The sequence below is a fragment of the Halomonas sp. 3A7M genome (assembly GCF_014897875.1).
GTDB lineage: Bacteria > Pseudomonadota > Gammaproteobacteria > Pseudomonadales > Halomonadaceae > Vreelandella.
This window is the reverse complement of the sequence record NZ_JABUZD010000043.1, coordinates 1-22,051: the sequence shown is the minus strand read 5'-3', so window position 1 is coordinate 22,051 and position 22,051 is coordinate 1. Positions and strand designations below refer to the sequence as shown.

The following is a 22,051-nucleotide window of genomic DNA, read 5'->3' as shown; positions in this document are numbered from 1 at the left end:
GGGTTAGAAGTGCTTCCGGGGGCCGGTCTCACGGATTCAGGTATACCTAAACCATCTTCAAAAAGAGACTTTATGTATTCATTATAATTTAGACAGCACGCCTGAAATCTTGCACTAAGATAGTCATCTATTCTCGTAGTCATTTGATGCTCTACTTCATGCCTGAGACCTATGAGAAATTTCAAATTCGATTTAGCTACCTTATCAATCGGACAAGAACGATCATCCAAACAGCGTTCTAACTCCCAATGCTTGTGCGCTCCTTTTTTTGTTTTGTGATATCTCTTCCTACTGCCTTTTTGGTCATAATAGCGGTATTCAACATTTTTAGATCGATAGTAAGCATGAAGCAAGTATGTCCATGCGATATTTGATAAAACAATAAAACTTTCAGATTTAAATTGTATGTTCGGGTTATTGAATATTTGGACTGCTGCAAGCATCGATTCTCTGGACTTTGTCAGAAGTTCCGTTTTTATCGATCCAATTTTTCGATTGCGCTTCGCCATAAAATTCCTTTGAACAATGTTTGAATACACATAACAGGTATTTGACTGCCCATACTATGATTGGGTAAGCTTGTTAGCACTTTTTCCCGTCAAATGCGGCCTTTCAAATCTTTCCAAGTCTATGTTTTTTATGAATATTGGTTTTTATATAGGCTATATATCCAAAATTTGCGCGCATGCTGAATTTTCCGTAACGTTCGATTAGAGTCGATAGCACCTATGCAAGATCATTCCTGTTTCGGCCATTGAGTTTTTATTGATATTCAACACTTTAGCTCAGCGACGACAAAGCCGCATAGCGGGTTTATCGTCCGACTGGAGCGACTTGTTAGGCACCTCATATGATACCCAAGGCTCCATGCCCAGCTCCATCAGAAAGCTTCTGTGAGTGCGCTATATGTTTCCTCCGGCAGGCTTAAACCCAATGAGCGAAGTTCGCCTTCAGTTATCTCGTTGACCATTGGCTGAGCCTCTCTAACCTTCTTCACAGCATCCCTGTCAGCACGCAAGAGCGCCATAACTTGCTTTAATGCAAATAGGTACCGGGGCGAGTGGTTTACGAGGCTTTCCAATACGGCATTTGAAATATCTTCTCCGTATGCCGCATCAACAACAAGTACGGAAAAATATGTGGATATGCCTTCATTGATTACGTTGGTTGCGGGTTCGCTTGGATTTTCAAGGCTTACAGATGGATACAAAAGGTGGCAGACTTCATGAGCAAGTTGGAAGTCGCGTTGTGCGTCGTCATTAATTGCCTTGTGGCTCAAAGCAACCTGAACCGTCCCACTCTCAGGCCAATAATGTAAATGGGGAGGATGTTCAAGGAATATGACTCCGTCGTATACCCAATCCGAAGTCATAGGTCCAAACATCTCCATGGCGAAGCCAATTAGCTCATCAGCTCTGGAGTTGCACTCTTCTGTGTAGAGGTGCAACTCCTCATCAGAAAATCGCATCATGCTTTCCAAGATTCCTAATAGTTGTATTAAATAACATTCTCGACATTTCACTTGAATGCGCACGCGCGCTCAACAATATTATTCTGCACGACCGACCACATTTCATCTTATTGAATTACTTAGATATTAAGTATAAATCGGCATTATAAAACCAACCATCACGCATGCAGCATATACCCAATAAACGTGCCGACTGCCTTTCCCGGCATGTCCGCTTTGGGTCGAAATCTGCCTTAAGCAACTCTCTATACCAGTCCAAAAGCGAGGCGAAACTGCATAGCACGCTTAGGCGTCTCTATCACCAAAATAATCATCCGTCGCCACGAGCCCCAGGCGGTCATCTGTATTGAAGGCTTGATCTCTGTCACTATCTTCGCTGAACAAATTTTGTACGCGGCGTTCTTGTTTGAAGTAAGCCAACGTGCTGAAAAAACAGCTTTCGCAAAGGTGAACTTCATAGCGCTCGCCGTCGTGTTGAGAGCCATAGCCCCAATGTGCCTTGAGGGTGGCGTACTCAAGATTTTCCTCTGCTACACGTGTTGTGGTTAGGCAGACATCGCACACCACATCAGTGACGGCCTCGACTTCTACTTTTTCAGTCACTTTCATTGCTATGCTCCTCCCCTACCGACCATGTACTCACTAACATGGCATGTGCAATGCGTGCCTATCTCGGCGGATGCTCATCACCTGATTGGGTGGCTGGAACAGGCTCTTCCACCTGCATGGCTTCCCAGTCGTCAGCGCCTACAGGCTCAAACGGCAGCTCATATTTGCCGACCGAGCCCTTAAGCCGCTGCAGAGGGCCACCGTCTGCTTTTATATCACTGGACTCATTAGATTTTTGCATCTAAGTGCCTTCTGCAGTGCGTGCGAAACCATGAATGCAGTATCACGGTAGACTCATTAACCTTAATCCACCCCAAGCGCTTTGACCACTGCATCAATCGGTTCGGCATAGAAGCTGGTTTGGAACTTGGTGAACAGCTCTCCGGGGATGGTAGGAATATCCATGGCGCTGCTCATGGGCAGAGTGACGCGCTTGCCACCGGCATCAAAGGCAACCTGCAGGCATTCCGCTAGACTTTCGACGGGTTTCAAGCTGCCCCCTAGACTCATGTCGCCCAGCACGACCATTTGGCTCTGAGTAGGTTTACCTACCAGGCCAGAGGAAAAAGCGACTAAGCTTGCTAGCGAGAGATCACGCAGCACGCCGCTATTTTGCAGATCGACCACATGAAGGTGGAAATCATGCTCCATGACCTTGCGGGCTCCGCTGATGCGGCTGGCGTTGGCCTTGAAGTAATCAAACGCCATTTTGACCTGCTCTTTGGCAGCCGTTGAGTTCCAAAGCCCTGACATGGCCAGCTTGCCGCTTCCCGCAGTAACCTGCATTTCGATGCGATAAACCCCCGGCATGCCCTTGTCGCTTAGGCCAATGGTGTGCACCACGCCTGGCTTGCCCTGGCCTTCTGGAATTAGGCCGCCACCGCCCTGCTCTTTTACTGACACAAAGCGCTCTTCCAGGGTCTCCTTGTCGATGTAGCTGAAATGGACATCATAAAACTCCATGCCGCCAATCTTTTTCAGCTGTTCTTTCACGCGGCGACGTACCTGCATGGCGTATTCCAGGCAATCGCGTACATCGTCTTTCATCAGCCCTTGTGAACCGCCGCCATGGGGAAACATCAGCTTAAGCAAGCCCGACACGGTTTTACGTACCGCGATCACGTCACGTTGGTTGAGGTTGTCACCCAGAGAGAAGTAACGATCAATCGCATCGGCGAAACTGCGCTTGCGCATCTCACGGAAAAATTCGGCTAGGTAATCGACGATAAACCCATAGCGCTGAGTGAAGAATGAGGGCCGCATCTTGGGGATTTCCCAGCCAGGAATATAGGCATGGAAGCGATCAAAGAAAGCGGCATCAATCATGGCATCAGGGAATGGCGTCAATAGGTGGCTGGTTTTCACCAGCGACTCCACGCTTTGATTGATGTTGCCAACGAACACCATCGAGGCTGAGGCTTCCATCTGTTCGCGCCCACGGGCAAAGGAGCCAGAGGCCATGTAATCCTTCATGATCTGCACCCCGTCCTTATCCTTGAACGAGATACCGGCCACTTCATCGAACGCCACCAAGTCCCACATACCCACCAGGCCAATGCGTCGCGAGCTCATGTTGTAGAACAGGTTAGCTACCGTGGTTTGCCCGCCGGAGACCAAAATGCTGTTGGGTGAACACTCTTTGTAGATATGGCTTTTGCCAGTGCCCCGTGGCCCTAGCTCGCAGACGTTGTAGTTGTTCTCAACAAACGGAATCATCCTGGCCAGCAGATGCCACTGCACGCTCTCATCAAGCTCGGCAGGTTCCATACCAATCGAGCGAATCAGCACTTCACGCCATTGAGCATTGGTGAACCCACGCCGCCCTTCAAACAGCTCGTCCATATTCATGTGGGGCATCTGAATCGGCTTGAGCAGGCTGACACCAAACGGCGAGCTTGTTTGCCCCTCTTCATGGAAGTAGCTGAGCGTGGCGATCACCCAAATCCCGCCTACCAGCAGCTTCTCGTGCTCTTTAACAATGCCTGCGGAGATTTCGGCATCTTTGATGCCTAGGTTACTGAACGCTGCTTCATAGCGGTCTTTTTTCTCATTCAGACGCACCGTGACACGATCAATCACCTTGAAGCTGCCGCGCTCGCGCACGATGGATTTCACTTTCTCCGCTTCATCCGGGCGAACGTAGTTATCCGTCAGAATTGCTTTGACGTTTTCCAACCCTTTAGCGATCACCTCCGCATCATCAGAGGCGCAGTACATGCCCAACAGGTACTCCAGCACATACACGGGCACATTAGCGCCCTCTTTCACGCGCTGGGTGAGGTCCTTACGCACCACGCGGCCCGCAAAGTGCGTGTTAAGTAGCGTATCCAGATCGGCGTCCTGAAGGGCGTCGGTAATGTGCGTGGCGGAAGATGAGTCAAAATCCATGTGGGCGGTCACTCCTGAACGACGAAAAAAGCACAATGCACAAACATAAAAGCTTCCCAGCTGATGACGGGCCTAGAAAAAATCATCCGTAAATGCGAGGTCGATCACCACCCGGTAGCGCTCCCGCTCGGTGCCCAGATCTTTATCACGCAGCACCAAGAAGTAGTCATTCTTGCGATCAAATGACGTGCCCGATAGCGAGAGGCGCACCGACTTCATGCGCTCGTTCATATTGTCGCTTGCGCTATCGAAGGTCACGACCTCTTCACTGGAAACCACCTCGCTGCCCGCGTAAATCGCCACCGACAACGTGACCGGGCGGAGGCGCTCGCTCACCGCTTCGGTTTGCAGCAGGTCGAAGCGCTGAATGTTATTGACCATTTTCAGCGATGCCTTGGGTGAGATCACCTCCACCTTGCGACTGGTGCGCTTTTCCACCTTCTCGCCCCGCAGCTGCTGAACGGTGAGCACCGGCACCACAATTTCCTGGGGCATAATGCCCCCGTGTACAAAGCGCGCCCCGCCGACAAAGTGAAAACGGTGTGCGCCTTTGGGTATCCAGAACTGGGTGTCGCAGTTGGTGCCTGCCGTATCGCGGGTATGGCCGTGCCACACGCTGGGGTTATCGGGCAGCGACTCGCCCAGCACATAGCGCTTTTTGCTTTTGAAGGCCGACGTTGGCTTGTCTGACAGCGCCGTGCGGTCGGTAGCATCCAACGCGCTGCGCTGGAATAGGAAGCCGTGGTCGGCGGTGACCAACACGGTGCTGGTGTTCAGGTGCATGAGAATTTTACGGGTTAGCTGATCCAGTTCATCAATGGCATCCTCCACCGCTGCGAACGTCTCGCTTTCGGTGTTAGCGGCATCCCCACGGGCATCCACCACGTTGTGGTAAACGTACATTAGCTGCACGCCTTTGATCTTTTCGCGCCCTTCTTCACGGCTCCAGCCTTTTACTTCTTCAGCGGTGACGGCTAACGCCTCCCCGCCTAGCGCGGCTTTGAGTAACTTACTGCGGTTCGCCGTGCCTTGGGTAGATTGGCCATTCACCAGCACCGTATCGCTGCCCGGCTGATAACGGAGTTCTCGGTGCGGTAACAGCGAGGCCATTCCCAGCGTGGTGTAGCTAGGCACCACACCTAACTGGCTTTTTAACGTCGCTTCACTGTAGCGCTTGGCATTAATGCGTTCACGCAGCTCTTCCGCCGCTTCATAGCGGAAGGCATCGCTGATCACCACCACCACACGCTTTTGGCGGCTAGCGGCTAGCTGGGGCTGCACCCAGTCACGGTAGAAATGCTGCTGGCTGGGTATATTGGGTAGCTTCCAGTGGGTGAGCCGCTGCTCGGCTTCCACGCGCTCGCTCCAGTTACGGGTGAGCTGGCCCAGGAACCACTCGTCATAACAGCGCTCAACGGCGGCATCCAGGTTTTTAAGCAGCTCCACGCCGGTGGCATCAGACGCCACGGCATAATGGCGATAGGCGGTATCAAAACGGTAGAGGTCTGTTTGGTAAGCATGGTACAGCGCCTCAACGCTCTCATAATGAAAGCCTTTGGCATGTTGATGACGCAGGCTAAACAGCGCAATCGCCGCGGTAAGCGCGGCGTACAGCTGCCGGTAGCGTTCGCGGCGGGCATCGTTTTTATGCCGCGATGCCCAATAACCGTCCAGGCGCGCCACAATGATGCTGTCGAACAGTTTCAGGTCGCGGGCATCCGCCGTGGGAATCGCCTGGCAGAGATCGACAATGATCTGCTTCTCCACCACCTCAAACGTCGCCACATGGCTTAGCTGCTCTAGCGGCACATCCTGCAGCTTGTCATCAATGCGCTGGGCATCCGCCACCCACCCGGAGATCACATCAAACGCGGGGTAAAAGCGTGAGCTATCTCGCCAGCGGGTGAGTAGCGCCCGCGAAGATGCACGCGCATTAACAGAGGGAATGGCCACCTGACGCGCCCAGTCAGGAATATCAGAAATGCTCTCGCAGTAGCCGGTAATCAATAACCGCAGCATTAGCTGGCCGAAGTTAAGCGGCGCTTCGCCGCTAAGCTCTGCTTGACTGGCGGGGTAACCTACCTCGGCCTGCAGGGCGCCCACCAACGCAGGCACCAAGGCGTACTTTTCCGCTTCAATCAACGCCGCTGGGTTCGTCTCTAACCCCAGCTCATTTGCCACCGCTTCTTCAGCCAGATGAAACAGCAGCGTAGCAACATCGAGGGACGTGGCCCCCACCACCACGGCCAGCATCGCCAGATCCAGCTCATCTTCACTGAGGGAAGGCGTGACCAAACGCTTCAACGCTTCAATTCGCTTACGGCTGGCTAAGAACGCCTGCCGCTGCGCCAAGTGCTCGCGCAGCACATGGCGGGTTAGGCCCAGCTCGTTGAAAATCATCGAAACGCGGTCGGCGTAAAAGCGGCCAGAGTACAGCTTAATATCCAGCAGCCAGTCCTCTTCTGGGGCTGGCTCGGCGGAGGGAAAGTAGAGCAACGTGGGCATTTCCGGCTCTTCCAGCTCCAGGCGTAGCTTCACGCCAAGGGTGGACTCCCCCGCCATATTGATCACCTGAACGCCTTTCAGCGCGAGCTCATTCAGCGAATCCGCAAAGTGGCCAGGGGCGTCGTACCAGAAGACAATCCGATGGCGGTCGGTGAAGAAGGCGTGTTGTAAGCCCTGCTGGAGTTGGTCGAGCTGCATCTAGCCTCCTTGCCGAATAATCAAGTTCAGAACTGCTTCCACCCGGTGCTTAAAGACATCTAGAGAAGGCATGTCGATATTTTCCCACTGTATATTTCCGTCTTTGGCAGTTTCAGCTAACTCATCTGCCGAAGTTTGCCCCTGGAGCGCCGCATCAAGCTTCATTTTAAGTGAATTGGGGCTGTCATCATTGCCCGAGGCTTGCTCCAGCGCAGCGCAATGCTGGTAAGGAGACTCTGGCTTCAATGCACATAACAACCAAGCTTCGGATTTAGGCCTAGGAATCATAGCTACGCCATGTGGAAAACCTTCCGCCTCAAAGCCTTGCAGCACGGAGTCATATTTCGTTTGCCAGTCACCACGCCCAGCAGATGCCGTGCCGTCACTATCGCGAAATAGCACCGCAATCACGTCGTCATCAATCTCATCAGCCAATACTTGTGCACACTGCGCTAATGCACGCGCATTATTAAAGTAGTAACTCGTTTCTTTAGCGCGTTTTTTACCCGGCAAACGGCTAGGCTTCTTGACGGCGGATGGCCTTGTCGCAACCAGGTGCTGCTCACTCACAAAGCTAACAAGTCCGGCTTGAAGGTGAGAGAACTCATAGCCCTGCACCCGTTCTACCCACTGATCCACCAGCCATGCCATTGGCCCCGGCTTAAACGTTTCCACGCTGCAGGTTTTTGCCGCTGGGTAGCACACGCCTATATCACTTGGGCCTTCGCCGCTTAGCAGCAGATGCATCCTTGCCCCCCTTAGCGCTAAGCGATTGAATTTCAGTGGCTAACTCCGTTAGCTGAGTATCAATAAACGCCTCACCCGGCCCCATAAACCGCAGTTTCTCAGCCAGTGAAGGTATTTCAAACAGACGTATTGACTGGGTCGCCCCTTTGGCATTTTTATACAGATAAATAACGCCCTGCTTGGCAACCTCGTCTTCCAGATAGTTGAGAATAACGGGGCTGTGTGTGGTCACCATCACTTGGTGTTCGCTCTCAACCAGTGCATCTACCAAAAACTCGACAAGCTCTGGGTTAATGCCGTTTTCAATTTCATCGAATAACAAAAAATGCTCATCAGACGCTAACTGTGAGAGCACCGCCAGTAGGCGTAGTAAACCATCGTTAACATGGCGCGCAGGCGTGTTCAGTACCTTGCCATTAAACTGCTCGGCAATATCTAAGTGTTTCCAACCAGAGCGGAGCGAGCGAGTATCAATACTGGCCAGTTGAGGGTAGGCATGCTGCAGTCTCTCCAACAGCCGCTGACGAACCTCACCACCCTGCTCGTGCAGATACGCCGATAGTTTTTGACCGCCCAAGCCTAAATGTCCTGCGGAATCTCGCGCACGTTGACGAAGATGTTCCGGCGAAAGTAAATCTAGTGAACGGATGTTTGTCAGCGACTCTTTTAACACCTGAAGCTCATGAACAAGGTGGTTGTGTTTGACACGAGACAGAATCGAGCCCTGATAATCAAACATGATGACTTGACTTTCTTGGCGCCAACTTACTGGGCCAAAGCCTCTGTCGAGAAAAAATTCGCCGTCTTCTACTTTTAGCAGTTGCTTTTCTCCGCTAATAACTTCTTCTTTTGTACAGCGCAGAGAATGACGATTAAAGCTAGCCGACCATTCGATCAAAACGTGCTCTTCCGTCTCAATCTGAACCGAAATGTCGATATTTTGCTTCGCTGTCAGCTTCGAACCCAGGTCTCGCGGCTCCCATTGGCGCTGTTCTAACCAGCCATCAATATCACCGCGCATCTGCTGCGAGATAAAATCCAACGCCTGAAGTACGGTCGATTTTCCCGCACCGTTAAGCCCCACCAAGCAGCTAAAACGCGACAAGCCTATTTCAAAATCAACCAACGATTTGAAATTATCGATACGTATGTGATGAATCATCTGGATGTCACCCCTATACAATTTGCGCTGCTGTCACCCATTAGGTTTGAAGCTCCACTTCCACCGCTGACTCATCCCCACAGTGAATGAAAAAGCACCCTTTGGCGGTACGCGAGGATGAGAGCTTAAACCAGCCACGGCCAGATTTCTCATCGCCCTCATCATTGCCCGACCAACTGAAATCGATACGCTTGCCGCCTTCTGAAAGGCGGTAGTCAAGCTGGCCTTCAACAGCACCGAAGATAAAATAGCCGAGGCCATTTTCATCAAACCGGAAGTGGCCCGGCTCAATCAAATCGACAAAGTCCTGATCCCACGTTTCCATCCAGGTGATACGCCAACGGCCGATGGGAGTCGTCATCAAAGCTCCTTACATTGCACTTTATGGATTGATTTCATCTGCGAAGATATCATGCTCAATAGCATCCTCAATCGCGGAATCCAGGCGTATAAGAAACGCCTCAAACGACTCGCCAGGTCGCCTAGCTAACATCGCAAGGCAATTAGCTTCATCGCTTGCAGAAGCACCACAGCGCACCGGCCCAATTCTTCCGATGGTGATTTCACCCTCGTTATTAATCAGCTCTTCGATATTTTTTAGCTTCATATGTTACTTCCCCACCACTTGCTTCACTTCAGCCAACAAATCCCCGAACTTGCCGTAGTTCACCTTCACCCCATCATCCAGATCCAGCGAAATACGTTGGTCGGCATAGTGACGCAGCTTCTCATCGAAGGTGTTAAGTTCTGCTTGCTGTTTGTAGAGCTTGCTTAATTCTTTTTCGATGCTTTTCGCTTCGGCGGCTGAGGTGCTGGCGTCTTTGTCTTGCTCTAGCTTTTCCACGTAGCTGGCGAGCTTGGTGGTGAGCGGGATGACGTAGTCGGTGCGCATCTCGGCTAGGGTGCTTTCGTTGTAGCGGTGCAGGTAGACCAAGCACTCGAAGGCTTTCTGTTTGCCGGAACTGAACAGCCAATAGATGGGGCGTTTCTTGTAGGTGCGCAGGTGGTCTTTGAAGAACTGGGTGCTGAGGTAGCGGCGGATCGTCTCCAGCGCGGCTTCGCCTTTCTTGGGCTTGATGGCATGCAGGCAGAGGCTTTCAGCGACGAAATCGAGGTTTTCCTGCAGGTGCTCCGCGCCCCAAACAGTGCGAACGAAGTCGCGGAAGCGGTTGGTGGCGTCGTCGAGGAACCACTCTTGGTCGGTCAGAGGAATGATCGCGTTTTTATCCGGCGCGAAGCTTGGCTCGGGGATCTGGGCGAGGTAATCGCGGACGGATTCGCCCTGGCTGGCGAGAATCAAGCCAGGCTTATCTAGCGAGTAGCGGCCCATCATGCAGCCGATGGAGTAGCTACTCAGTTCTGCAATTGTCTCACTTTGGTATGACTTTGATTTTTCATTTAAACTATAGTCAGAATACCTGTAATGAATATTTTTAAATAGCGACAAATGTTTTTTATCAACTGCCCTACTTACAAATGAAGAAATATTATATTTTTCACAGAATAATTCATTATTTTTTTCTTCAATATTTTTAAGATCAGCAACGCTACTATATGAGCCGGATAAGTATATAGCGAAAGAATTCTTTATTCTATCAAAGTCATTAAATATTAAAGGTGATTTTTCAAAATCATAAGAAACTTCAAAGCTGTCATAATCAGACTTAGATATTTTGACAGCTTCTTTTGCTATCACCTCAACTTCTTTATGATATTCAAACGGAAGCCTTTTTACATCTATCATTTCAAAATTCAGGGTAGGTGAAATCATACTTAGGAAATAATCTGATGATGTAGAATTCAGCAAACAAAGAATAGTAGTTAAATTGTCTTCACCGAAGACACAACTACCTCCCGTACCAAACAAAAACCCCGAACCGTTTAGCCTTGCACTAAACTTATAGCTTGTTAGTGCCGAATATGTCACATTAGGGATACAATAATAGTTCCTACTTTTAAGCCTTACATTCATCCCTTGTGTAAGAGTGCTTGTGAACTCTTTAAGTTCAAACCCATCATTTTCCCAGTTAACAACTATATCATTAAAACCATACCATTTTCTGTAACCACCTCCTTTGCTGTATGGAAACCATTTCTTTTTTGACTCAGCAAGATTCTTAGGCCCTTTACAATTTAGCCCAATTTTTTTAAACTCAACCTCATACCAAAACCTCAAAAAACGATCATTATCTGAAGTAGCCATTCCTTGGCGGAAAAGAACATTATCTTCAAGCGAAGATTTTTCACTAAAGTTTGATATAACACCCTTACTAGCCCAATAAGCCACCGGACTCCCCGGAATCTTCTTGAAATCATCCGGTTTGGCGTCATAGAGCCAGCCGCAGTCGCGGTTCTGAATGGCTTCCAGCAGCGCGCACTTCTTCTCAGCCTCGGATTTACCCTCCACCAGTCGCAGATAGGCTCCCTTATAATCCGGCTTGGCGATTTTCTCCATCACAAAGGCGGTGGCGGAGACGACTTCCCCGCTGATGCTGTCGAATGCCCTGCCGCCAAGGTGGGCCATGGTGATAATGGTGGTGTTATCCAGCAGCCATTCACGCAGCTTTTCGTAGCTGGAAAGAAACATCCATGATTGCATATTGATCTGGGCGTTGTAGCCAAGTGGTACTAGCAGGCTAAACGCATGCTCCATAAAAATCGCGAACAGATCTGACTTGCTGTTGGGGTACGCCTTCTTGGCGTAGTCCTTTAACGCCTTGTTCATGCCCTTACTGCCCATATATGGCGGGTTGGCCACCACAGCGTCATACCGCTGCGCCAGTGCCCAAGCTTGCTGCACCATTGACACTAACCGCTGGGCGGCGGCTTTTTGCATAATATCGCCGCTATTGCTTAGCTCGGTCAGCTCTTCCAGCAGTGCTTTGAGCGGCGCTTCCCATTCATTGGGCACCTCAATCAGCGAGCCGAAGGTTTTGGCATCCTGAAAGCGCTCGATTAAGTCGGCAATTAGCTTGTAAGTGGCATCGTTACTGGAAAGGTCTTGCTGTTCGCTGTCAAACAGGCCTTGGGATTGACCCTGGTGCCAGTCGCCGGTCAGGTTTAAATCCCGCCATAGGGTGTTGGCATCCAGGTGTTGGCTGCTTTGCATGGCGAGGACGTTCAGGCGCACGTTGCGAGTGAGAATCCGGCGGTCGTCTTCGCGGGCTTTCATCAGCAGCGCAAAGCCCGCCAGCTGGGCGGCGCGGTCGTCGATATCCAGGCCGAACAGGTTGTTTTCCAGAATCAGCTTAGGGATGTCGCGGGTGCGGTAGCCGCGCTCTTCGTAGATCGCCTTCAGCACGTTGTAGGCTTCCACCAAAATATGGCCGGAGCCACAGGCGGGATCGAGCACCTTGATGGTTTCAGGGTCGAGGCTGGCCGGGGTGATGGCGTCCAGCTGGGCCTGTACCTCGGGCTCCTGCTCGGCGGGCTCGATGTAGTACGGCATCTCGGCCTTGAGCTTTGATGTGGGGTAGGTTTGCAGCCACTGGCGGCCTACCGAGTTCTGCACCAGGTATTGAACGATCCAGTTGGGGGTGAACAGCTGAGTGGCGGCGGGGATGTCTTCGCTTTTCACCACCTTACCGATCACCTGGTCTTTTTTCTCGCTGATGTAGAACTGGTAGAGCCAGCCGATCACTTCTACATCCTGCCAATCCTCTTCGGGAATCGCCTCGACCAGCTCGCGAATCAGCGAATCGGTTTTGGTCAGGTTGTTGGGCAGCAGCAGTTCGCTGGCGTCGTCCAGCGGTTCGAACAGGAACGGCATGGCCTCATGCAGGGCGTGGCACTGGGCCAGCAGCAGCTCGCGGTAGAGGGTTTCATCCTGGGTGCCGTCGAGCTTAAGTTCGCGAACGCGGGCGGTGTCCAGCCCTGGCAGGCCTACCTCTAAACATTCCTCCAGAATCTGGAACTGCCCGGCTTCGCCCCCTGCCCCACTTAGCACGCGGCGGCCGTGGTCGAGGTAGCCGTGAATCTCCATATAGCGAATGGCGCACAGGCGGTTGAACCAGCTATACGCGGCCTGCTCTATCGCTTGGGTAAAGCCATCGCGCTGCACCCACGCGGCCAGCGCTTCCCGTGCGCCTTTCAGGTGGGCGGGCACGGTGTGGGTTTGGCCATCCTGGGCAGTCATCACCAACACATCGCCCTTTTGCTCTAGGGGGGCAATCACCACACCGCCTTTGCCATCCGGGCTAATGCCCATCCGGGCCGCTTGACGCGTCATGGTGTCGATAAAGCGGGCGCGGGCCTTGGGGGCGTATTTTTTGATGTTGGCGGTGTTCATGTTAGATCCTTGAAAGTGTCTTGCAAAAAGCGCTGGCCTTGAGGGGTTAAGCGGTATTGTTGAAGGCGACTATTGGGCTTTTCGGGCAGCGTCATTTCAATCAGCTGCTGCTGGCGTAAATTGCCTACTTGTTTATTGAGCTCACCGGAAACGCCCTTGTGACCCAGCTCACGCGCCATGGCAGCTTTACCCAGCGGCTCCTGCTGCAGTATCAACAGCACTCTGGCTGCCAGCGCTGACTCTAGCCGTGACTCTAGCCGTGACTCTAGCCGTGACTCTAGCCGTGACTCTGACTGCACTGACTCAGCCTGGGTCACTGAAGCTGACTGCTGGATAGAAACCGGCGTTGCCAGCCGAATACTCAAACGCACGCGGTTGGCAATTTCTTCAATATGCGGTTCAGGCAGCCCTTGGACTTGGGCTTCCGAGAAAATACGCTTCACACCGCTGCCCCACTGCTCTATCAGCCCAAGCTCACGAAACACGCGGGCAATCACTGGGTTGCGAATCATGGAGACGCCGCGTTTCATGTCTTCAATGGTCATGCCGGGCATCAGTAGTCCTGGGCTTTCAATCTCGATACGGTCGTCATAAAACGCAATGCGTATGGGGCTGCCGCGTTGGGAGTAGTCGCTGTGTACCAAGGCGTTAATAATCGCTTCACGCAGGATGGTCAGCGGGATACTCCACACGTCGCGGCGACGCATGGCGCCAAACTCTGCCTGCTTGAAGGCATGTTTTTTGAGAAACAGCTCGATGTCATCAACTGCTTGGGGTAGCGGCGCGTGAATATCTGTCTGGTCGAAAATCTCGACCTTATCGTTACCGCGAAAACGCCCGCACTGAATCCAGGCATCTTCAAAGTGCCATTGGCGCTCGCGGCCAAACAGCAAAATTCCGCCCACGCTGGGTACCAGGCGACCTTGATACGAGACGAGTAGCCGTAACGTGCGAAGCTTATTGTCATCAAGCAGTTGTTCGCTGCGAAAGGCTTGCTGTATGGCGTTTTGGTCAAGGTCGTCACGGCTCAGCTCGGGCATGGCCTGAACATCAAAGGTGGTTCCGCTCGCTTGGCGCTGCATTTCCTGGATGAGCGCCAACCCCGCCTGCCGATTGCTGGAACCGAGCCGCACCAGCACACCGTTTTCTTCGCCAAGCGCTTTGAAAAAGTGTGGGCGTGCGCTACTCAAAAACACCTCAATACACACCAAGGTATGTTCGCCCACGCTCACCAGTTCAATATTAGGCAGTAGCCGGGGGTGAATGGCATCCGCGATCATGCTGGTAAGGCGCTCTTCCATATCCAGCGGATCATCCACGCCTAGCACAGTGCCATCATCGTCAACACCAATGATCAACTGGCCACCAGCCGTATTGGCAAAGGCGACCAGTGTTTTCATCAGTGGCTTAGGCGATGATAGGTCGCGCTTGAACTCAAGCTGCTTGCCTTCTGGCTCGCTTAGGCGCTGTTCAATGGTCGCGGTGGTCATAGGTGTCTCGTTGACTTTTCATGTTTCTTTCCGCTTCGCTGTCCCGCGTCCTAGGACACGGGACAGCAGTGAACAGGCATATTGGCCGTGTCAACAAAAATCGTTCGAACACTAACGCACCTGTACCCGATTGCCCGCTGAAAGTGACCCTTCCAGCTCTTTTCTCAGTTCGTCCATAAACGCATCGACTTCCGTTTGGCTTTCCAGGTACACCCCACTATGCACGCGGCTGAGTACGTCGCTAACACGCACTCTTGCCACGGGTTTGGGGGCATTTACCGCCGCCGGTGCTGTTTCGGTATGCGGGTCGTACGATTTATCACCTGGTGCCGTTTGTGGGGCTGGCTTGGGGTTCTCTGATGTTGGAGCCGGTGTTGTGGTGTTTCCCGCAGGCGCAGGCGGCTGCCGCTTGGCCGCCTCAGCCTGGGCGTTGTGAAGCGCATCCAAACTTTCTTCTTCTAACTCGACGGCAGTTTCGGTTTGCAGCTGGTAGATTTGCGCGACGCTGACCGATTGATTGACCGAGGCTTTGAGCTGCTGCAACGGGTGCAGCAAGCGGTTGCTGAGTTCGGCGGTGCCAATGCCGCTTTTGGCAATTTCAGCGCTCACCTTGGCGATGCGCGTATCGATACGGGCAATCGCGTGCTGGCGTTTTTCATCCACGAGGCCGCTGTTAATCTCATCCAGCGTACGTACTAAGCCATCCACCTTGTTGAGCATGGCGTAGGGCGCTTCGGCCCGGTAAATACGCTCACACTCGGCCAGCGCTTGCTGGGCCTGGGTGTTTTTCTCAAGCTCTAGGCGGTTCACCGCAAACCGGTTGAGCGCTTGTTCTAGCTGCTGCCAGGTGGTGAGCTGCTTGGTAAAGAAGTCGTTGAGATCGCGGTAGTCTTCTTCAACATTGAGCAGCGTGTCTTGCTGGCTGGCGACGGTTTTGAAGAAATCAAAGCTATCGTCTAAACGCAGCAAACGCTCCACTTCCCGCAGTGAGCTATCAATGGCGTTGCGACCGGGGAAGTTGCCCACGTCGGTTTTGCTTCTATACGCTTCTAGCTCACGCCGCCAGTGGGATAAGCGGTCTACGTAATAGGTAAACAGCTCTTTTTCACTGGTGGGGCCTAGCTGGCCAAACAGCTCTTTGGTGAGGTTTCGAGCTTTGTTGAGCACTGCATCTTCGGTTTGGCGCTTTTTCTGAAGGCGCACTTCACTGCGGCGGCGGGCGTTATTGAGTAGCTCAAAGGCTTCTTTACCGCTGAGCGCGGGGCCAGCGGTGTGGAAGGTTAAGCGCCCAGCGGCATGCAGGCGCCCCAGAATTAGCAGCGTTTCACCTTCCGGCCAGCCGAAAGGTCGGTTGCTAAAGCGCTCAATCAGCGGGTTCAGTGGCACCGGCTCGCCGCCATGTAGCGAGATATACTGCTCTACCTCTTTCACCGCTTGGGCGTTGCCCTCCTCGCCGTCTAAGTTAAGGTTCTGGGTGCCCAGGTCATCGGCGGTTAATACGGCCTGCAGCTCGCGCATCGGCTCGGGGCTAAGCGCCGTGAGCTGGCTCAGCTTGTTGTAGGTGTTTTCCAGCAGATAGCGGCAGGCCTCATCCAAACGGGTAGTCAGCTGGTTGCGGTTGAGATCGAGCTTTTGCCCGAGCGCGTAAACGTCAGCATCCAGCAGCATCTCTTCCAAACGCACCCGCAGGCGTTTTTTGCGCTCCTGGTTTTCACGGCCACGGTCGGCCAGAATGCGCTCCACGCTGTGGTCGTTGGCCGATAGGTTCAGGCGGATAAACTTATCGGTTTTCAGCAGGGTACGCAGTTCATCGGTAAAGCGCTTGTCATCGGGCAGCTTAATCAGCACCTGCCCACCGTTATCGCCGCTTTTGTGAATGCAGCCCGCTTCGCTTAGCTGTACGTACTCCACGTCCAGCGGTGAGACCACCTCCACCCTTAGCTGGCTCTGGTAGCGGCCATCCAGGGTGTGGCCATCCAGGTAACGGCCAATGCTGTAGTCGGTTTTGTTGACCGGGTAGCGGTACTTGGTGCGATCGCGCAGCAGGTCTTTGAAGATCAGGCTGGAGAGCTCTTTGTTTTCGTCGCTGCTGGTAACTTCGGTTTGTTTGATCTTGCGGGTAATGTCGCGCTCTTCATTGGTGAGGAACTGGTACTCATCGCCGTTGCGGGTACTCAGGCTCTCTTTTTCCAGCCGTGCCAGGGTCGCTTCCAGCTGCTCACGAATGGCAATACGGTCATCGTCGATTTGGGTCAGCGAGAGTGTCACCAGGTTATCGACCGTACCCTTCACCAAGTCCACATAGCGGATCATAAACAGCGTGCGCAGGGTTTCGACATCAAATGCCTCTAACACGGGGTTTTCGCTGGCCTGATCAATGGTGCGCTTCACCGCCGTATCGAGGAAACCTTCTACCGCTGTGTAGAAGCAGTGCATCGGCACCAGCGCGCCAATCGATTTTTCTTGCACGGCTTTGGCGGCCATGTGGAAAGCATCGAGCATCGAGCGCTCGCCGTAGGCCAGGTGCGCGCCTGTGGCCCCGACTTTGCGGATCTCTTCAAAGACTTTTTGCACCAACTGGAAGTGGTACGGCACAAAGGGGTAATTGGCGATGAAGCTTTCCACGCCTTCGATGTTTTTTAGCGTGGGGCCAGAGCGGTCAAAGGTCAGCTGGTTACGCAGAATGGAGCCTTTGGCCTCAAACACGCCTTCCAGCTCCGCGCGTGCCGAGTCGGTTTTCACCAGCAGGCGCTTGCGGATCACTTCGTCAGAGTTGGAGCTTGAGAGCGATAAGCGGGTTTTGAAGCGTCCGGCGATTTTGGAAAAATCGTTGGCTTTTGAGGCGGTCATTTCGCCTAGCACGGCGTCCATATCCGCTTGGGAGGTGACCACGATCCAGGCACGCCCACCGCAAATCGTGCCCAGGTTTTCGGTGAGCGTTTGCAGAGTCAACATTAAGCGTGTGTCGCTGCCAATGAACTGGCCAACTTCATCCACCATGAACACCATGCGCCGAGTAGCTGACTGGGATTCCAAAAACTCTTTCACCCAATGGCAGAAGTTCTCTACGGAGACGCTGAAGTTGGTTTCGGATTCCTCAAACCATTTATGCGCCGCTTCAGGAGAGAGATCGAGCGCCGACCCAATCGCTTGCTCGATATCATCCTGGTAGAACTGATAGCCGTCTCGCTCGTCTTCCCATACCACGCCGCTGGCCTCGTTAAAGGCCTGCTTAAAGCGCTCATACACGCCGCGCTTTTCTAGGTGGCGCTCCATATGAGCAATGTGCGGGTAATCGGAGCTAAAGCCTTGGTGCTCGTTAAACACGCGCAGGAAGACGTTCAGGATGGGGTTGCCGTCGTCATTCGAGCTGGCCTTGCTGTCGATGTTGAACAGCACCACGTGGGCAGGTTCACGGACGGCCTTGTTAATGTCTGCCCGAATAGAGCCGTCTACCAGCTTTTGCTCATCAAAAAAATCAGCGGCTCGCTTGGCTTGTCCGTTGGCATCAAACGCTTCTTTATTTTCCAGCAGATAAGAGAGCGTTTTCAAAAAATGCGATTTACCTGAACCAAAGAAGCCACTCACCCAAACGCCCACGCGGTTGGCGATGGAGGGGTCATCTAAAGGGGTGGTGTAAGATTCAAAAAAGGCACGAAAGTGCTTTTCTAACTCGTTGGTGACGACATACTCATCCAGCTCTTGGTAGATGGTTTCCTGGTCACGCTGGTCGGCTTTGACCACGCCGTTGATTGACCGGCTAAGCGGTTTGAGGAAGAGCTCTTGAATGTGCATATCTGTCCTGTAAATGTTTAAACCCTGGGTGTTTCAGGCTGAGAGGTAAAGCGATATCAAAGACCACTACTCACCAAGCGAACGTAATAGACGGCATGACGTCATCTGTTGCGCTAGGGAACAAGCGCAAACGCACGGTAGTAGTTGTTGCTTTTGATCTGCTTAAACAGCGACATCGTTTGCCCGTCGTAACGGCCTGGGTAGAACAACACCAGCGGCTTATGACCGAGTGGCCCGTGTAGGGCATTTAACAAGCTGTGCGCACGTACCATGGGCCACAGGCTGCCAACACCGGTGAGCAATACGATATCAGGCTCGTGCGACAAAGAGTGTCGGATGAGGTACGGGGCGAACTTGTCCATGTGCAGCGGCCCACGTAGCGCTTTGAGCAGTGCCGCATCGCCTTTGCTTTTTTGCATGGCAATGGCTTTATCAAGAAAACCGCGCTCGGTCAGGTAATCCTTAAGCACTTCAAGCAGATTGACCTGCGCCATTTTGATATCAGGGTGCTGGCGTGCCATTAATGAGGGGAGGAAGTTCAGGTAGGCACGCACCTGTAGTTCATGTTCAGGAGCGTAATCGAAAATCCAGAAGCCAAGCTCATTACCCAACCCTTGCCCCGCTAAAAAATCAGGCCGAGTGATTTTCTCAGCGACTTGGTTCAACCGTGCCCGAAGCTGGTCATCCTCGTGGTGGCTAAAACCGCTGGGGGGTGGGTACTGATCACTCTGTGACATGCGGATGCGTCCCTGTGTCTAGCATGTTTGATGCAAAGCTTTTTCTAATACAGAAAGCTGATTGGGTAAGACTATGCCGCTAGCCACCTGCGTTGCAAGGTCTACTTAGTCGTGTTTTGACGTGAGCACGGTTTTTAAGAAAAGAACGAGTTTAAGAAGGCAACTTGAACATTACCGCAGCAGGCCACAACATGTTTGTAGTCGTTCGTGCTGGTAGGTTTCAAGCAAGCTTTTTACTTCTGGCCGCAGCAGCAAGGGCTGTAACTTGCGCGAGCGACTGGACGCCAATACGCCGACTTCTGCCAGCATACGATACACCACCTGCCCCATTTTACGTTTGGAGCTTTCCGCCCACCCTGCTATCGCTTCATCGCGGTGGGCACGCTCGGCTAAAAACTCATCCCACTGGTAGGCCTGAAGCGCCTCCGCCTGGGTTAAAAACGCATCGGCAACGACACTTTCAAGAAATTCCACCAATAACAAATTACGCGCCATGGCCGCACAGAAAGACACCTGTGTGGCTAGCTGGTCGTCGCCATCGCGCAGCGCTTGCCAAAACGGTGGCTCCAGCTTCTCTAGACGCTTGCGAATAGCTTGCCCTGCACGTTTAGCAGTGGCGGGACGGTTCTTCTGGAGGCGGTTATCAATGATGATTGCCTGGTGCCACTGCCCTTCATCCGCATTAGAGAGCAGCAAATCAGCAACGGCACGGCTTTCGCGCACCATCAGTCCACCGCCGATCAGATCAGAGTTGTAGCTGAAAGAAGTCAAAAGGCGCTCATCAAGGTCAATTACGTTGAAGTTGCAGGCGGCTGATCAGTAACGAGATCAGCTTTCGCTAGGCGCACTGCCCTTTTTAAGCTGTTCCAACAAGCGTTGGCGTTCTGCAGGGTCGAGTTTATCTAACTCAAGGATCAATTCTGCCACGGTGTCGTCTTCGCAGAAAAAATAGGGAATGGGCACCTCTAGTGCCTCTGAAAGCCTCTTCAGCAACTGGAAATTGGGCGCATGCTGCCCCTTTTCATACTGCGTCATACGCGCACTCGCCAGATTCGGCTCCATGCCGAGGTATTCACCCAACTGCCTTTGTGTCATACCCGCTGCTTGCCTGGCGGCTCTCAAGCGATCTGGAAGCGGACTGTCCATGAAAACACCATCGCTACTTGGAAAGCCGCTAGGCTAGCGCAAGATGACACAAAAATATGCTAAGAGATTCTTAGCAAGAATGCAATGATACTTTAAAAAGCTCCCATCAATTCTGTAACTAGAGAATGGCGTCTTAATAAGCTGCTTATGTTTTTGAAAAAAGTGCTTTCGTTGAAATTTTTGGCGTGAATTGAGTACTCACAAACATTTCAGATTCCACAGTTGAATAACGGTTATAAGAAGCGTAATTAGACACCTCACACAGAGGCACTTCTTTGAAGGGTAATTTGAAGGGGTTATCCTCATCAAAAAAAGCAGAATCCATTACTTCGGCAAAATGCTGTTGATGGACAGTATTTTCACCTCTCCATAAAGCTAAGGAAAGAGCTTCACTTAAAATATGTTTAATTTTTCTTGCCTCGCCTCGTGTTGCGGAAAAAAGGGGAAACAAAATCTCATCGCTTTCAAATTTAGGAGGCTCTTCAAACCCCATTTTACATGCTAAACCTTTAACGAAGCGCGTGAACTCTTTTCGATCATCTTCATTTAAAAATTTAAAGTACGGTAACTCGATTTTACACATCAGACGAGAGGCCCATTGAGGCTCATTTGAAATCTCAGAAGCCCATGGCATTCCTACCAGTACAACAGGTATACCCGCCTGCTCACTAATGAGCTTCAGCCTGTTTGCAATCCTTTGTCGATCTTCAACTGATTTAAACTCTATTAACTCCTGAAACTCATTTATAATAATTATTTGAGTTTTGCAAACTTTCAACATTTTAACTAGTGCCTCTGCCAGACCAATCTCCCTCCTCCTACTTTTTCTTGCTTCAGAACCAAACTGACCTAAGTCGTTCATGAGTTCAATCATCATTTTTTCAACATCAGGCTTACTTGGAATACGTGACACAAGCACGGGCTGGATCAAAACACCGTTTTCTTCATAACCAGGAAAAGCGGAAGAAAATTCTTTAATTAATGCACTTTTCCCGGTTCCAGTATCGCCTGTTATCAGCATGCATTGCTGCTCTCCCCCGAACATTTGGTTATTTTTTAAACGATACAAAGAATTCATTGCCTTTTCCAGAGCTGCATGCTGAACAAAACAATTTAGAAATTTATATAATCTATACCGATTATATTCAGAATGAATAATATTCATTAATAAGGCTCCAAATTATCAGCAATCTTGTTCCAATCATCGATAGACTCTAATTTTTTTCATCTAACATTTCACCTTCAAAAAACCTCAATTTTTTATCTTTTTTATTTTTCAAATTATTGCGAACACTTTCAAAAGATGTTTCACCTTCACTATCTATGCCTACGAAAGCAGCCACACTTTTCATTCCCCTTGAGCGACTCTTTTTATTAACCAAAGCCAGATTGCTTATATCATCCATCCTTTCGCTTAATTTCATATTCGCTAAAGCAAGCCCTGCATGGTCGACATTGGCGTCAATATATCTACCTGAATCCGTGAAGCTGGCGCCGATACTTTCCCTATCAACA

At 51.6% G+C, this 22,051-nt stretch carries 18 protein-coding genes; all 18 read right to left on the bottom strand.

From position 1 onward, the window contains the following. A partial coding sequence (locus INT19_RS03560; protein WP_193059749.1) for a DUF3644 domain-containing protein occupies positions 1 to 509 on the bottom strand: 509 nt, incomplete at its 3' end. 371 nt (positions 510 to 880) lie between these two features. Next, positions 881 to 1,471 carry a hypothetical protein gene (locus INT19_RS03555; RefSeq protein ID WP_193059748.1) on the bottom strand — a complete coding sequence of 197 codons (591 nt, stop codon included), beginning with the start codon at positions 1,469 to 1,471 and terminating at the stop codon, positions 881 to 883. 285 nt (positions 1,472 to 1,756) lie between these two features. Continuing rightward, complete coding sequence (locus INT19_RS03550; RefSeq protein ID WP_193059747.1) at positions 1,757 to 2,080, bottom strand: hypothetical protein; 324 nt, start codon at positions 2,078 to 2,080, stop codon at positions 1,757 to 1,759. 58 nt (positions 2,081 to 2,138) lie between these two features. After that, complete coding sequence (locus INT19_RS03545; protein WP_041158396.1) at positions 2,139 to 2,321, bottom strand: hypothetical protein; 183 nt, start codon at positions 2,319 to 2,321, stop codon at positions 2,139 to 2,141. Positions 2,322 to 2,383: 62 nt separating this feature from the next. Continuing rightward, a complete protein-coding gene (gene brxL, locus INT19_RS03540) occupies positions 2,384 to 4,468 on the bottom strand; it encodes a protease Lon-related BREX system protein BrxL (RefSeq protein ID WP_193059746.1) in 2,085 nt (694 codons plus the stop codon). Between the two features lie 72 nt (positions 4,469 to 4,540). After that, positions 4,541 to 7,171: a BREX-1 system phosphatase PglZ type A gene (gene pglZ, locus INT19_RS03535; protein ID WP_193059745.1), complete on the bottom strand. Its 2,631-nt coding sequence runs from the start codon at positions 7,169 to 7,171 to the stop codon at positions 4,541 to 4,543. Further along, positions 7,172 to 7,918, bottom strand: coding sequence for a hypothetical protein (locus INT19_RS03530; protein WP_193059744.1), 747 nt, complete (start codon positions 7,916 to 7,918; stop codon positions 7,172 to 7,174). After that, positions 7,884 to 9,080 (bottom strand): AAA family ATPase, encoded by a 1,197-nt coding sequence (locus INT19_RS03525; RefSeq protein WP_193059743.1) that lies wholly within the window; start codon positions 9,078 to 9,080, stop codon positions 7,884 to 7,886. Before INT19_RS03525 ends, INT19_RS03530 begins: the two co-directional genes overlap by 35 nt. Positions 9,081 to 9,120: 40 nt before the next feature. Beyond that, entirely contained in the window at positions 9,121 to 9,441 is a 321-nt protein-coding gene (locus INT19_RS03520; RefSeq protein ID WP_226916960.1) for a hypothetical protein, read from the bottom strand. A gap of 21 nt (positions 9,442 to 9,462) precedes the next feature. Then, positions 9,463 to 9,687 carry a hypothetical protein gene (locus INT19_RS03515; RefSeq protein WP_089675689.1) on the bottom strand — a complete coding sequence of 75 codons (225 nt, stop codon included), beginning with the start codon at positions 9,685 to 9,687 and terminating at the stop codon, positions 9,463 to 9,465. A 3-nt stretch (positions 9,688 to 9,690) separates the two neighbouring features. Further along, positions 9,691 to 13,368: a BREX-1 system adenine-specific DNA-methyltransferase PglX gene (gene pglX, locus INT19_RS03510; RefSeq protein ID WP_193059742.1), complete on the bottom strand. Its 3,678-nt coding sequence runs from the start codon at positions 13,366 to 13,368 to the stop codon at positions 9,691 to 9,693. After that, positions 13,365 to 14,858 (bottom strand): ATP-binding protein, encoded by a 1,494-nt coding sequence (locus tag INT19_RS03505; protein WP_193059741.1) that lies wholly within the window; start codon positions 14,856 to 14,858, stop codon positions 13,365 to 13,367. The genes pglX and INT19_RS03505 overlap by 4 nt, the downstream gene beginning before the upstream one ends. 111 nt (positions 14,859 to 14,969) lie before the next feature. Further along, positions 14,970 to 18,653, bottom strand: a complete 3,684-nt coding sequence (gene brxC, locus INT19_RS03500) for a BREX system P-loop protein BrxC (protein WP_193059740.1) — start codon at positions 18,651 to 18,653, stop codon at positions 14,970 to 14,972. 113 nt (positions 18,654 to 18,766) lie between these two features. Beyond that, positions 18,767 to 19,390 carry a DUF1788 domain-containing protein gene (locus INT19_RS03495; RefSeq protein WP_197915459.1) on the bottom strand — a complete coding sequence of 208 codons (624 nt, stop codon included), beginning with the start codon at positions 19,388 to 19,390 and terminating at the stop codon, positions 18,767 to 18,769. Between the two features lie 171 nt (positions 19,391 to 19,561). After that, positions 19,562 to 20,161: a DUF1819 family protein gene (locus INT19_RS03490; protein ID WP_193059739.1), complete on the bottom strand. Its 600-nt coding sequence runs from the start codon at positions 20,159 to 20,161 to the stop codon at positions 19,562 to 19,564. 57 nt (positions 20,162 to 20,218) lie between these two features. Further along, positions 20,219 to 20,536, bottom strand: a complete 318-nt coding sequence (locus tag INT19_RS03485) for a helix-turn-helix domain-containing protein (protein ID WP_009095642.1) — start codon at positions 20,534 to 20,536, stop codon at positions 20,219 to 20,221. 145 nt (positions 20,537 to 20,681) lie between these two features. Beyond that, positions 20,682 to 21,701: a TniB family NTP-binding protein gene (locus tag INT19_RS03480; RefSeq protein ID WP_193059738.1), complete on the bottom strand. Its 1,020-nt coding sequence runs from the start codon at positions 21,699 to 21,701 to the stop codon at positions 20,682 to 20,684. Between the two features lie 49 nt (positions 21,702 to 21,750). Beyond that, positions 21,751 to 22,051: hypothetical protein (locus INT19_RS03475; protein ID WP_193059737.1), on the bottom strand; the 301-nt coding region annotated here is incomplete at its 5' end.

What these genes read in the sequence shown, in the direction of transcription:
- INT19_RS03555 (WP_193059748.1), bottom strand. Translation starts at nt 1,471, where the DNA reads ATGATGCGATTTTCTGATGAGGAGTTGCACCTCTACACAGAAGAGTGC.
- INT19_RS03550 (WP_193059747.1), bottom strand. Translation starts at nt 2,080, where the DNA reads ATGAAAGTGACTGAAAAAGTAGAAGTCGAGGCCGTCACTGATGTGGTG.
- INT19_RS03545 (WP_041158396.1), bottom strand. Translation starts at nt 2,321, where the DNA reads ATGCAAAAATCTAATGAGTCCAGTGATATAAAAGCAGACGGTGGCCCT.
- brxL (WP_193059746.1), bottom strand. Translation starts at nt 4,468, where the DNA reads ATGGATTTTGACTCATCTTCCGCCACGCACATTACCGACGCCCTTCAG.
- pglZ (WP_193059745.1), bottom strand. Translation starts at nt 7,171, where the DNA reads ATGCAGCTCGACCAACTCCAGCAGGGCTTACAACACGCCTTCTTCACC.
- INT19_RS03530 (WP_193059744.1), bottom strand. Translation starts at nt 7,918, where the DNA reads ATGCATCTGCTGCTAAGCGGCGAAGGCCCAAGTGATATAGGCGTGTGC.
- INT19_RS03525 (WP_193059743.1), bottom strand. Translation starts at nt 9,080, where the DNA reads ATGATTCATCACATACGTATCGATAATTTCAAATCGTTGGTTGATTTT.
- INT19_RS03520 (WP_226916960.1), bottom strand. Translation starts at nt 9,441, where the DNA reads ATGACGACTCCCATCGGCCGTTGGCGTATCACCTGGATGGAAACGTGG.
- INT19_RS03515 (WP_089675689.1), bottom strand. Translation starts at nt 9,687, where the DNA reads ATGAAGCTAAAAAATATCGAAGAGCTGATTAATAACGAGGGTGAAATC.
- pglX (WP_193059742.1), bottom strand. Translation starts at nt 13,368, where the DNA reads ATGAACACCGCCAACATCAAAAAATACGCCCCCAAGGCCCGCGCCCGC.
- INT19_RS03505 (WP_193059741.1), bottom strand. Translation starts at nt 14,858, where the DNA reads ATGACCACCGCGACCATTGAACAGCGCCTAAGCGAGCCAGAAGGCAAG.
- brxC (WP_193059740.1), bottom strand. Translation starts at nt 18,653, where the DNA reads ATGCACATTCAAGAGCTCTTCCTCAAACCGCTTAGCCGGTCAATCAAC.
- INT19_RS03495 (WP_197915459.1), bottom strand. Translation starts at nt 19,390, where the DNA reads ATGTCACAGAGTGATCAGTACCCACCCCCCAGCGGTTTTAGCCACCAC.
- INT19_RS03485 (WP_009095642.1), bottom strand. Translation starts at nt 20,536, where the DNA reads ATGGACAGTCCGCTTCCAGATCGCTTGAGAGCCGCCAGGCAAGCAGCG.
- INT19_RS03480 (WP_193059738.1), bottom strand. Translation starts at nt 21,701, where the DNA reads ATGAATATTATTCATTCTGAATATAATCGGTATAGATTATATAAATTT.